The organism is Rhizobium cerradonense (assembly GCF_030182455.1).
Lineage (GTDB): Bacteria > Pseudomonadota > Alphaproteobacteria > Rhizobiales > Rhizobiaceae > Rhizobium.
Map to the genome: position 1 here is coordinate 1 of NZ_JAQJCK010000017.1, position 12,067 is coordinate 12,067.

The following is a 12,067-nucleotide window of genomic DNA, read 5'->3' on the forward strand; positions in this document are numbered from 1 at the left end:
CTCCCCGCCCGCCCATGAAACGCGGAGCGCAGGGAGCGGGGGCAGTCGATCCCGCTTCCGCTGCGGCAACTTCGTTGAGGCTCCTGCGGCTGCCCTTGTTCCGCTCCCTGCGCGTCGAGAATTCCCGAAATCCCGACCTGCGGCCGGCGCCATGATGATTTCTCCGATGCTCTTCATTGTTTCCCGATCGCGCCCGCGCGATCGTCGGAGCGAGTCAGCGCACAGCTCAGTCCGAACCGCCTTCCAGCCGCAGCGCCGTCGGACGGCGCGGCCGCGGCCGGAGCGAGCCACAGGCGAGCGGAGCAGGCGAAGGAAACCCGCGCTCATATTTAGCGCCGAAGGGTTTTCCGGAGCCTGTGGAACGCGATCTTACGGAACTTGCGCAATGCCTCGAAGACCACTCGCGCTGACTGCCCGCCCCCCGCTTCGGGCAGCGCAACTTTATCTCTTTGGCACGACGCAGTCCGTTCGATCCGCACCACCGATCCCGGTGTTGAACCCCTTGAGTTGCTGACGCACCCGACCATGAGGCCCGTTCCGGTCTGCTCTGTTTGTTTTGCCCCTGACATCGCCGGCCGCCCGGATCAAGGGGCAGGCGCGGCAAGCCGCTTGTCGCGTCGGAAAAAAGCGGCTTTCCGCCTGCGGCCGAAGCTTCCGCTTTTTCCCGCCACGACCCCTTGACCCGAGCAACCGTCGGCGCGGGGCGGGCTTTCGCCCTCCCCCTCTGTCCCGGGGAATGTCAGAGGCCATTCACCCGGAAAGACGGGAAGGCTTCGCCCGAGGGGCTTGCCCTTCGGGATGGCAACCGCAACCAATGGAGATTGACAATGACTGACTACGCAAACTTCGTGCGCTTCGGCGAAAACGGCACTCTCACCGGCAACATCGCTTCGATTTCCTACGACCTGGACATCACCGGGGAGGCGTTCAACAGCAACAATCCCAAGGCTCCCGTTTTCCGCCTGTTCGCCAAGTCCCCGAGGGGACGACGCGTGGAAATCGGCGGCATCTGGCAGAAGAAGAACCAGAATGACGGCGACTATTACAGCCTCTCCATCAACACCGGTCACGGCAGGCTCAATGCCAATCTTGGTCGCTATCCCGGCCAGGACGACGATGACCTGATGGCCGTTATTCCGTGGGATTGAGGCAACCGCCGAAACATTTGTCCGCCCGTGGGCTCACACCCTTCGGGCGGGCGACGCGGTGTCCGTCCAGTCATCACACGGCAGAGCTTGATCCTGCCCGCGATCAACGCTCCGAAGCCAGCGCCGGGGCATCGAACCCCAGCGCTGACTTTGCTGCGCAAGCCCGAACTGTTGTTCTTGACAACAACAGCAGGTGATGTTATCGAAAACAACATGGAAGCCGTGCTGATCGAAAAATCCAGAACCACCGTCAGCGACACGGCATTTTTCGAGACGGTCCTGTGGCATGTGCCGACCCCCGTTCCCGGCAGCAGCCATCACTTCAAATATCGTCTGGCGCTGATCGTGAACGGCGAGTGCGTCATGCGATATGACAATGAGCGGGGCAAAGGCGATCATCGTCATATAGGCGATCTTGAGGAACCGATAGAATTCACAACGCTGGAAGCGTTGTTCGACGCCTTTCAGGCGGACATGGAAAGGATACTCGCATGAGGACATTGGTCATCAGATTAAGCTCGATTGCCGACGCCAAGGCCCGCTTTGTCAACGCGGGACAGAAAGTGCTGGAAGGGATCGTGGTACCTGCCACGCCGTCGGTGAACTTTCTGAGTTATGACGACATGCACCGGGTCCTTGCGCCGTCACGGCTGGCCATCGTGAAGGCGATGGCAGGACAGGGGCCGTTGGCGATACGGGAGGTCGCCCGCCGCGTCGGCCGTGATGTGCAGGCCGTCCACAAGGACGTGACGACACTGGTCAACGCGGGTGTCCTGGATCGGACGGACGCCGGCGTCGAATTCCCTTATGACCAGCTGCATTTCGAGTTCGATGTGAAGGCGGCCGCCTGATTTCGCCGCTGCTCTGCGCTCCGGTTCAATCATGGTCGCGAAGGCCGACGCTTCCTGACGTGGCCGATCAGGCGATCACTGTTTGGCTGGAGCGAAGTTTCAAGCCGTATCCGCGCGAGCGCTTCCGCCTAAGAAGCGTGAGGAAGAGGTCGACGGCTTCCTGTTCATGCTGGAAATAATGCACCAGCTTCTGACCACTGGCACCGATGCGGCCCCATCGACGGACAAGGCACGCTTGTCCGAAGAGCGTCGGCTCGATCGACATGGCATAGTAGCGGGCCATGTTTTTCGTTGCGTCTATTCTCTCGATATAGAGCTGGTAGGGCTGCATAATCATGACGGCAGGATCGCCGAGAGTAGATTCCGCGTCCAACGACACTTTTGAATCGGTCGGCGTGGACCGATTCATATCCGTGATGATTCGCGAAGGATGATGCTGGGATTGCCAGGAGCTTTGGACACTTGATCATGCCCGCTCAGGTCCCGCGTGGTTTGCGGGCCAAATCCTTAGCTGGCCGACTCGGGACCGCACGTCGCAGATCAGCCTTTGCGAGAGGACAGAAGGCCGGCGAGCGTTGCGACGACGATGATGGCGCCCGCTTGAATCAGGATCCATAGATCCGGTCCGTACACAACGCACCACAATGCTGTCATGCAAAATACGAGCGCGCTGAAGATCAAGCATTTGGTCTTGAACGAAAGACGCTTTCCCCTCTGTGACCGCAAAACGTAAAGTGCCACCACGATTGCAATCAATCCTGCCAGTGTGAACAGCAATTCCATGCGTGTCGCTTCCTCTGCTATTTCTGCGTGGACCTTCCAGTCTTGTGAAACCTGTTCTGCCTGACACAGGCTTTCATGTCCTCGCGCCGAAACCAGATCGCACGCCCGCATCTCAGCGGCGGATTGCCCGATGTGAAGACGATCTGTTCGTCGGACCGCATGCGCAGTATCTCGTGCGGCATGATCAGCGGCCGGCGGCTGAGCTGTTTCGAGCGCGACTGCGACGACCCCTTCATGCCCGTCGCGCGGTTCGTCTGATCGACCTCGACTGTCGTATCGCCGCAGCGCTTCGAGATGTAGTCCGCCGTGTCGGGATCGTTGATCGCGGCAAACGAAATCCAGCTCGTGCTCTCGAACCATTTGCTTGCGGCGTCCCGGCCTCCATAGGCTTCGCGCATCTGACCAAGCGACTGGAAAATCATCGCCAATGTGATGCCGTACTTCCGGCCCGCGTCGCGCGCGGTTTCCAATATCCGCATGTAACCGAGCCGGGCCACTTCATCGAGCAAGAACAGTGTGCGCCCCTTCACTGCGCCATTGCGGTTATAGATCGCATTCAGGAGTGCACCGATCACGACGCGGGCGAGGCCGGAATGGGTTTCCAGCGCCTTCAAGTCGATATTGATGAAGACATCGGTTTGACCGTCGGCCAACTCATCGGCCCGGAACGTTGAGCCGGAGACGAGGGCCGCATAGTTCGGGTAGGAAAGCCAGTGGGTTTCCTTGATGGCGTTGGCGTACACCCCTGAGAAGGTTTCAGGCGTCATGTTCACGAAGGCGGCGACATTCTCCCGCACGAAATCGGATTCCGAATTGTCGTAGATTTCCTGAAGCCGCGCCCGCAGTTTCGGTTCCGGCTCGGACAGATTGGCGCGCACCAGCCGTAATGTTCTCCTGTCTCGCTCGGTATGACCGGAGAGACATACATCGGCGATCATGGCGGTCAGCAGTTGCAGCCCCGAGGCTCGAAAGAAGTCGTCACGCACGCCGGCTGCGCGACCGCTATCGCTCATGATCCACGAGGCAACCGCGGAGATATCCTCTTCCGCATTGCCGCCATACCAACCGATCCAATCCAGCGCGTTGAAGCCGATGCCCGGTGTGGTGGGATCAAGGACGACGACTTTCCGTCCGGCTTTCCGCCGATGCTCGACGACCATCGGGGCGACCTCGCTTGACGGGTCCAGCACGACGAGGCCACCGCCCCATTTGAGCGCGGTCGGGATCGTCACCGAGGTCGTCTTGAGACCACCGGAGCCGGCAAAGACGATGCCATGCGACGATCCGAAGGAGCCATCGAAGCAGAGCAGCGGCGACTTGCCGCCGACGCCCCATGTCATCGGATCGCCAGCGCGGAATGACATTGTCGCGACGCTGTCGCGGTCGACCCGATAGCGCTCGCCGATGACGATGCCACCGCTCTCCGGAAACAGGATCGCTGCCTCATTCATCTTCATCCAGTCCGCTTCGCCATGAACGGCGCGCTTGCCGCGGATGCGCCGGGGCATGGGTTTGGCAAAGGCAGCATTGCCGCGCAGCGAAACGCGAAGCGCGAAACCAGCGGCGAGCAAAACCGTGGAGGCGCCAGTCATCGTCGCCAGGTCGAGATAGGCGAACACGGATTGCCCGGCCGGCACGCTGCTGGCAATGTCGGCGAGCCGGATTGCTTCGCGCGTTACGGTGATCGCGGTCGCAGCCGCACTGCCCGCGACCACGCTCCATCCAGCAGCCTTGATATTGATTGCGTCGTTGGCTGCAAACAGGAAGGTAACGCCGATCGCGGCGGCGATGACGCACGGCAATGCCAGACCGATACGTCCGAAGATCAGCTGTGCCTGGGCAGTCTTGCCGAAAGCCGCAAGCCATTGCTCGATGCCCGGCAGAAAGATCATCGCCGCCAGCATGATTGCGGCGGGCAGGGCTGCGAGGAGCACTCTATTCACCGTCATTGCCGAAAGCCTCAGCACCCAAAGCGACAAGACGCGCACGCTCCTGTTCGTCGTTCTTTATGCGGCGACCCCCGTCGATCAGCAGGCCGAGCAGCAGCGCGCGCTTCTCGTAGCGCAGACCTGCTTTCACGATCAGGCCACCGAGCTCGATTTTGTCGCGCGTGTCCTTCTTGCGCGCATCCGTTGAAAAGGTCCGGCCCATCCGCTCAAGCCTCGCCACCGCTGCCCGCATGCGCGCCAGACGTGACCGGCGAGGGCGTTTCGCTGGAGGCCGAGCCGTCGCCGGCAGTCTTTCTTGGTGGGGCCTTTTGCTTGGCTCCAAGAAACCGGTTGGCAACGTCCTCGAACGCCGCCTGAAGCTCGGCTTCGTCCACCTCGATTTCGCCTAGACCGGCTTTCAACGCGATCCGTCCGATCCGCTCGGCTTCGCGCGTTTCGGCTGCCTTAAGCTGGTCCTGCAGCTTTGCGATTTCTTCCCTGATCTTCGATGACGGCTTCTTCATTCCGGACGCGTCTCCTCTCGGTCATTGACGTGGCATTCGCGACGCCAACACTCCCTCGGATGCGTTCTTCGGCAAATGTGCAGATTTGCACGTCGGCAAGGCCGACACTTTGGGGGATCATCCCGCCGATCCGAAGGAGCGGGTCCAAGGGCGCAATTATACGTCGCTGACGCGACGCCTTGAGTTCAGCCCTCAAATGACCTTGCCAGCTCCCGACGAACGAGGTTCCAACCGGGAGTTACCGTCGCCGTGGCCATCGCCCACTTCTCAGCTAGCATCGTCAGCCGCGGCGACGGCCGCAGCGCGGTGCTGTCGGCGGCCTATCGGCATTGTGCGAAAATGGAATACGAGCGCGAGGCCCGCACCATCGACTATACGCGGAAAGACGGCCTGCTGCACGAGGAGTTCCTGCTCCCGGCCGATGTGCCAACATGGGCTCGAATCCTTATCGCGGATCGTTCCGTGGCCGGTGCTTCCGAGGCTTTCTGGAACAAGGTCGAAGCCTTCGAGAAGCGCTCCGATGCTCAGTTCGCCCGCGACTTGACAATCGCGCTGCCGCTGGAACTTTCGGCCGAGCAGAACATCGCACTCGTGCGCGACTTTGTGGAGACGCACATCATCGCCAAGGGCATGGTCGCGGACTGGGTCTATCACGACAATCCCGGTAATCCACACATCCACCTGATGACGACTTTGCGCCCGCTGACCGGGGATGGGTTCGGGGCGAAAAAGGTCGCTGTCATCGGCGAGGACGGCCAGCCGCTGCGCACGAAGGCAGGGAAGATCGTTTATCACCTTTGGGCCGGTTCGGCAGACGACTTCAATGTGTTGCGTGACGGATGGTTCGAGCGGCTGAACCATCATCTCGCCCTAGCAGGCATTGATCTCAAGGTCGACGGGCGTTCCTATGAGAAGCAGGGCATCGAACTTACGCCCACGATCCATCTCGGTGTCGGCGCCAAGGCGATCGAGCGTAAGGCGGAGAGCCGAGGCGCCCGGCCGGAGCTTGAGCGAATCGAACTCAATGAGCAGCGTCGCAGCGAGAACCTCCGTCGTATCCTGCGTCGTCCGGAAATCGTGCTCGACCTGATCACGCGTGAGAAGAGCGTTTTCGATGAACGCGACATTGCCAAGGTGCTCTCTCGCTATGTCGATGATCTGGCCGTCTTCCAGCAATTGCTGGTGCGCATCGTCCAAAGCCCCGAAGCCCTGCGTCTCCAGCGCGACACGATCGATTTTGCCACCGGCGATAAGGTGCCGGCGCGCTACACGACACGCGAGATGATCCGCCTCGAGGCGACGATGGCGCGGCAGGCGATGTGGTTGTCGGGAAAGGAGACGCACGCTGTTTCGGGAGCGGTGCTGCAAGCAATATTGCGGCGACATGTGCGTCTCTCGGAAGAGCAGAAAGCAGCGATCGAGCGGATCGCCGGTTCGATCCGGATTGCCGCCATGGTTGGACGCGCCGGCGCCGGCAAGACCACGATGATGAAGGCCGCTCGCGAAGCGTGGGAACTGGCCGGTTATCGCGTTGTCGGTGGGGCGCTTGCCGGAAAGGCGGCCGAAGGCCTTGAGAAGGATGCCGGCATCCGGAGCCGCACGCTCGCCTCCTGGGAACTGCGTTGGGGTCGAGGCCGCGACTTGCTCGACGAGAGAACGATCTTCGTCATGGATGAGGCCGGCATGGTTGCCTCGAGGCAAATGGCCGGCTTCGTCGATGCCGTCGTCAGGGCAGGGGCCAAGATCGTTCTGGTCGGTGATCCCGAACAGCTCCAGCCGATTGAGGCAGGCGCTGCTTTCCGCGCTATTGTTGACCGCATCGGTTACGCCGAACTCGAAACGATCTATCGTCAGCGCGAAGACTGGATGCGGCATGCCTCGCTCGCACTGGCGCGCGGCAATGTCGATCAGGCGCTCTCCCTCTATCGGGATCACGGCAACGTGCTGGGATCAACGTTGAAGGCGGAAGCTGTCGATAATCTGATCGCTGACTGGAACCGGGATTACGATCAAAGCAAGACTATGCTGATGCTCGCGCATCTGCGCCGCGACGTGCGGATGTTGAACGAAATGGCGCGGGCAAAACTCGTCGAGCGGGGAATCGTGGATGAGGGCCACGCCTTCAAGACCGCCGACGGTGTACGCCGCTTCGACACGGGCGACCAGATCGTCTTCCTGAAGAACGAGAGCTCTCTTGGCGTCAAGAACGGCATGATCGGCCATGTGATCGAGGCAGCACCAAACCGCATCGTGGCTATCGTGGGCGAGGGAGTTCAGCGACGGCAGGTGACGGTCGAGCAGCGGTTCTACAACAATCTCGATCACGGCTACGCGACAACCATCCATAAGTCTCAAGGAGCGACCGTCGATCATGTCAAAGTGCTGGCATCCTTGTCGCTCGACCGCCATCTGACCTACGTGGCGATGACCCGCCATCGTGAGGATCTCAAGCTCTATTACGGTCGCCGATCCTTCGGCTTCAATGGTGGCCTTTCCAAGGTTCTTTCCCGAAGGAATGCCAAGGAGACCACCCTCGATTACGAGCGCGGAACGCTCTATCGCCAGGCACTGCAGTTCGCCGAAAACCGCGGGCTGAATATTGTCCAGGTGGCACGCACGGTGCTGCGCGACCGACTGGACTGGATATTGCACCAGAAGACGAAAGTCTCAGACCTAACGGGACGCCTTGCCGCGTTCACAGAGCGCCTCGCCGTCCGCCAATCCCCGAAAACACAAACAGCCAAGGAGACGATGCCCATGGTCGCCGGGATAACCGGGTTCGAGAACACCGTTGCAGACGCGGTCGCGCAGAAACTCGACGCCGATCCTGCATTGAAGAGGCAATGGGAGGAAGTCTCGACGCGCTTCCGCTATGTGTTTGCGGATCCCGAAAGCGCGTTCCGGGCAATGAATTTCGACGCTGTTCTCGCTGACAACGACAGCGCTGGCAAAGCTCTGCAGAAGTTCGAGGCCGAGCCGGCGTCGATCGGACCGCTTAAGGGCAAGACCGGTATTCTGGCAACCAAAGCGGAACGGGAAGCCCGTCGCATGGCCGAGGTCAATGTGCCGGCTCTGAAGCGCGATCTCGAAACCTATCTCCGGATGCGTGAAGACGCGACACGGCGTATGGCGATAGATGAACAGGCGTTGCGTCAGCGTGTTTCGGTCGACATTCCGGCCTTGTCGCCGGCTGCACGTCTGGTGCTCGAGCGCGTGCGCGATGCGATCGACCGGAATGATCTGCCGGGCGCTCTTGGATATGCGCTCCGCAATCGCCAAACAAAGCAGGAGATCGACAGCTTCAACAAGGCCGTTTCCGAGCGGCTCGGCGAGCGGATGCTTCTGGCCAATTCGGCACGCGAGCCCTTCGGAAAACTCTTTGACAAGCTCTCCGAGGGGATGCGGCCGGAGGAGAAGGAACGGCTGAAGGAAGCCTGGTCGGTTATGCGCACGGCCCAGCAGCTTGCCGCTCATGAACGCACGACGGAGGCCCTACGGCAGATCGAGGAGCTGCATCAGGCGCAGCGCCAGACACCGGTGCTGAAGCAATGAGGTGTCGGCGGATTGGTCTGATCCTGCTCGGTGCCGGCAGCGTTATCGTGGGCGGGGCGGCAGTCGCTCAAATCGGCGGCTATCGGCTCAACCTGACGCCGAGCGAGCCGCTCGGACTCTGGCGCATAAACGCACTCCACCGTCCGGTCGCGGTCGGTGATCTGGTGTTCATATGTCCGCCGCCGACGGCGCTCTTCGAGAGTGCAAGACGGCGCGGCTACCTTCGCGCAGGCTTATGCAGCGGCGGCTTTGCTCCCTTGATCAAGACGATTGTCGCATTGCCAGGTCAGCATGTGGAGGTTGGCCGCGACCTCGCCATCGATGGCCATCCTCTCGCATCATCCAGCATCCGCACGACGGACGCCGAGGGTCGGCCGTTAGATCACTATCGCGGCGGTGTCGTGCCGTCCGGATATCTGTTTCTCCATTCAGCCTTTGCGAGCTCCTATGATTCCCGATATTTTGGACCGGTTCCGGACGCTGGTCTTCTCGGCCTGGCGCGACCGGTGTTCACCTTTGATCCGTAGTCGCAGTTTCCACCTTTGGCGATCCGGTTCGCTGGTCGTGGCCTCCGTTGCTTGCGGCTGGCTTGGCTGGAGCGGAAACGTTCTGGCGCTGCCGATTGCTACTCTGTTGCCGGCGCTGTGGGCGATGGCGGCGTCGCGCTGGACGGCAGCCTTTCTATCAGCAGGCTATTTCCTGGCCGCATCGCGTGGCTTGCCGCAAGGTGTCGCCAACTTCTATGCCGCCGATCTCGGGCCAGGCCTCTTGCTCTGGGTAGCCGCCTCGTTCTCGTTCGTCGCCGTCCATGCGGTGCTCTGGACCAAATATCGAGGAAGATGGCGGGCCGGCCGCTATCTTCTGGCGATGATGCTGATGGCGGTACCGCCATTCGGGATTATTGGATGGGCGCACCCGCTCACCGCCGCCGGCGTATTGTTTCCGGCATGGGGCTGGTGGGGCCTCGGTGCGACAGCTGCCGGCCTGCTCGCCATGACGACGAGATATTGGCCGGCCGCCACCATCGGCCTTGGAGGCTTCTGGCTCTGGTCCGCCGCAACGTGGACGGAGCCGGCTCTACCGGAAGGATGGGAAGGTGTCGATCTTGAAATGGGCCAGATGTTCGGGCGCGATGCGTCGCTCGAGCATCACCGTGGCATGATCGCCATAGCTAGGATATCCGCGAGCGAAGGCGGGCGTGTTGTTGTGTTTCCCGAAAGTGCGTTGGGTTTCTGGACGCCGACAATCGAACGTATCTGGCGCGACGGGCTGCGTGGTTCCGGCCTGGCCGTCATCGCGGGAGCGGCTCTAGTCGATCGCCAAGGCTATGACAACCTCATGGTGGCGATCTCAGCCGGCGAAGCGAGAGTCCTCTATCGTGAGCGTATGCCGGTCCCGGTCTCTATGTGGCAGCCTTGGTCACGATGGACTGGGCAGAGCGGTGGCGCACATGCACATTTTTTCACCAACCCCGTCGTCGAAATCGATGGCAAGAAGATCGCGCCGCTGATCTGCTACGAGCAACTCATCCTCTGGCCGATCCTGCAGTCTCTGCTGCATGCCCCGGACGCCATCGTCGCCACGGGTAACGGATGGTGGACCAAGGGAACCTCGATCGTTGCGATCCAGAAAGCGAGCGTCACCGCCTGGGGCAGACTGTTCGGGCTGCCTGTCGTTATGGCCTTCAACACATAAGGAGTGACCGAGATGGTCGATGCTGCCCTCATTCAGCAATGCGCCGATCCGGGGCTGAAGCCCGCGATCGTCATGCAGTTCATCGAGCGCGCAGGATCCCTTGATCCGCTTACGGTCACCGTGCGCTCGGGAAACCGCATCGTTTTGGTGCCCAGGCCAACGACGGCGGACGAAGCGCTTGCACTGATCCGCGAGAACCTCGGCCGAAACACCATTCGCGTCGGTATCACGCAATATCCCGCCGGCCTTGGCATCGTCGACGCCGGACAGCTGAAGCCTGACCTGGTTGATGCGTGCCAGAATATCCGCGTGGGCACGGCGCTGTTTGCCAAAGTCTACCGGATCGTCGCGAAATGGTATGGGAATCCCACGGGAAGAGAGGCGCTGCCGCAGATTCTCGAGGATGCGATCATCGCGTGGCAGACTGGATATTTCGAGGGAACGGCTGTGTTTCGCGCGCCGGATCCGGGTAGCCTGAAATTGACCGCTCCGATGCCAGCAGAAAAGAACGAAATCCGGCGCGGCGATAATGACCCAATACCAGGCGATTTCGAGCTCTCGCGTGAGAGCACCGCGTCCGATCCGAACAAGGCAGACATTCGGATTGATCTCTCGGGAATCGGTAGTCGCGAGAAATAGGTTTCACCCGCCTCGGATTTGAAAGATTCATGATTTCTCGAATGAGCGGCGGCGACACATTGATCGGCATCGGCAATTGCCCACCGACCGTCCCAGAAGAATTGGCATTTGCGATTAGATGAGGTTTTTCCGGATTGCGAGTGCGGTCAGGTGCGTGGTCGTGTGGACATTGAAGCGCTTTTTGGTTTCTGCGAGCTTCACGCGGACACTGTTATACTTGACACCCTCCAAAGCCGCGACTTCCTCCATCGTTTTACCGACGGCGATCCATCGGAGATAGGTTGCTTCCTTCGAATCAAGATAGCCATGATCCTTTACGCTCGGCGCTTCCCGGAGGAAGGCAATACGGGCATGCAGCTGAGCTGCGGCAGCCGCAGCCGCAACCGCATCGACGTTGCGATCCACATTTAATGCCGCTTTTTCCGACGCCAGAGTGAACAACGACATTGACCCGCTGGCCGTCTTGATGGGAATGGTGACACCAGAGCGTATATTGAAGTCGGCGGCGTGCCCGAAGAAAGCGCGCTCCGCCTTTGAAAGCCGCGGCCGCTCCTGCTCGGCACTCCAGGTGAAAATTTGCTTGATGGATTTCGCTCTTTTTACAACCGGATCCAGTGTCGAATATTTTCGCTTAATGTAGATCGATTGCCATTCGGGATGATAGTTCGATACAGCGAGAATATGGCCCGGCTGGAGGTGGACATATGCATAGGCACCGAAACCCGATTGCTCGGCAAGCTCGGCCAGCGCATCTTTGAGAATCGTTTCATCTCGCTCGATCGCCGTGAGATCCGTGAGCCTGTCCAGCCAGTGCTGCATTCCATTCCTCCATGAGCGCGTTGGACACACCATCACGTGCCGAGAAGTGTTCTGGCACGTAGATGGCTTTGCCGAAACGACAGCGCCTACGTCGATTTTCGGCAGGCGACCTGCGATTGGGATGTGAT

13 protein-coding genes are annotated in these 12,067 nt (G+C 60.6%); 7 read left to right on the forward strand and 6 right to left on the reverse strand.

Going from position 1 to position 12,067, the window contains the following annotated elements:
* Nucleotides 1–827 precede the first annotated feature (827 nt).
* From PH547_RS26995 to PH547_RS27005, 3 genes are all read left to right on the forward strand, one after another.
* Nucleotides 828–1,148, forward strand: a complete 321-nt coding sequence (locus tag PH547_RS26995; RefSeq protein ID WP_112411208.1) for a DUF736 domain-containing protein — start codon at nucleotides 828–830, stop codon at nucleotides 1,146–1,148.
* A 213-nt stretch (nucleotides 1,149–1,361) separates the two neighbouring features.
* Entirely contained in the window at nucleotides 1,362–1,643 is a 282-nt protein-coding gene (locus PH547_RS27000; RefSeq protein ID WP_112411212.1) for a toxin-antitoxin system TumE family protein, read from the forward strand.
* Nucleotides 1,640–1,999 carry an HVO_A0114 family putative DNA-binding protein gene (locus PH547_RS27005; protein ID WP_112411207.1) on the forward strand — a complete coding sequence of 120 codons (360 nt, stop codon included), beginning with the start codon at nucleotides 1,640–1,642 and terminating at the stop codon, nucleotides 1,997–1,999. Before PH547_RS27000 ends, PH547_RS27005 begins: the two co-directional genes overlap by 4 nt.
* 67 nt (nucleotides 2,000–2,066) lie before the next feature.
* Here PH547_RS27005 and PH547_RS27010 read toward each other — a convergent pair whose 3' ends face one another.
* The 5 genes from PH547_RS27010 to traC form a co-directional block, all read right to left on the reverse strand.
* Nucleotides 2,067–2,336 carry a WGR domain-containing protein gene (locus PH547_RS27010; protein ID WP_312862944.1) on the reverse strand — a complete coding sequence of 90 codons (270 nt, stop codon included), beginning with the start codon at nucleotides 2,334–2,336 and terminating at the stop codon, nucleotides 2,067–2,069.
* A 203-nt stretch (nucleotides 2,337–2,539) separates the two neighbouring features.
* Nucleotides 2,540–2,782, reverse strand: a complete 243-nt coding sequence (locus PH547_RS27015; RefSeq protein ID WP_112411205.1) for a hypothetical protein — start codon at nucleotides 2,780–2,782, stop codon at nucleotides 2,540–2,542.
* A gap of 17 nt (nucleotides 2,783–2,799) precedes the next feature.
* Nucleotides 2,800–4,731, reverse strand: a complete 1,932-nt coding sequence (traG, locus tag PH547_RS27020; RefSeq protein ID WP_112411204.1) for a Ti-type conjugative transfer system protein TraG — start codon at nucleotides 4,729–4,731, stop codon at nucleotides 2,800–2,802.
* Entirely contained in the window at nucleotides 4,718–4,933 is a 216-nt protein-coding gene (gene traD, locus PH547_RS27025) for a type IV conjugative transfer system coupling protein TraD (protein ID WP_162701067.1), read from the reverse strand. The genes traG and traD overlap by 14 nt, the downstream gene beginning before the upstream one ends.
* 4 nt (nucleotides 4,934–4,937) lie before the next feature.
* Complete coding sequence (traC, locus tag PH547_RS27030; RefSeq protein ID WP_112411202.1) at nucleotides 4,938–5,234, reverse strand: conjugal transfer protein TraC; 297 nt, start codon at nucleotides 5,232–5,234, stop codon at nucleotides 4,938–4,940.
* A gap of 249 nt (nucleotides 5,235–5,483) precedes the next feature.
* On the opposite strand from traC, the gene traA reads away from it, so the two are divergent.
* The 4 genes from traA to PH547_RS27050 are packed head-to-tail and all read left to right on the forward strand — an operon-like array spanning nucleotide 5,484 to nucleotide 11,120.
* Nucleotides 5,484–8,786 carry a Ti-type conjugative transfer relaxase TraA gene (gene traA / locus PH547_RS27035; RefSeq protein WP_112411201.1) on the forward strand — a complete coding sequence of 1,101 codons (3,303 nt, stop codon included), beginning with the start codon at nucleotides 5,484–5,486 and terminating at the stop codon, nucleotides 8,784–8,786.
* Nucleotides 8,783–9,313: a conjugative transfer signal peptidase TraF gene (gene traF, locus PH547_RS27040; protein WP_112411200.1), complete on the forward strand. Its 531-nt coding sequence runs from the start codon at nucleotides 8,783–8,785 to the stop codon at nucleotides 9,311–9,313. The genes traA and traF overlap by 4 nt, the downstream gene beginning before the upstream one ends.
* Nucleotides 9,234–10,481 carry a conjugal transfer protein TraB gene (locus PH547_RS27045; RefSeq protein WP_112411199.1) on the forward strand — a complete coding sequence of 416 codons (1,248 nt, stop codon included), beginning with the start codon at nucleotides 9,234–9,236 and terminating at the stop codon, nucleotides 10,479–10,481. The genes traF and PH547_RS27045 overlap by 80 nt, the downstream gene beginning before the upstream one ends.
* Nucleotides 10,482–10,493: 12 nt before the next feature.
* Entirely contained in the window at nucleotides 10,494–11,120 is a 627-nt protein-coding gene (locus tag PH547_RS27050) for a TraH family protein (protein WP_112411198.1), read from the forward strand.
* Nucleotides 11,121–11,234: 114 nt separating this feature from the next.
* Here the strand turns inward: PH547_RS27050 and traR are convergent, their stop codons facing one another.
* The gene (traR, locus tag PH547_RS27055) at nucleotides 11,235–11,939 is read right to left on the reverse strand and encodes an autoinducer-binding transcriptional regulator TraR (protein ID WP_112411197.1); all 705 of its coding nucleotides are present in this window, start codon (nucleotides 11,937–11,939) and stop codon (nucleotides 11,235–11,237) included.
* Nucleotides 11,940–12,067: the final 128 nt, after the last annotated feature.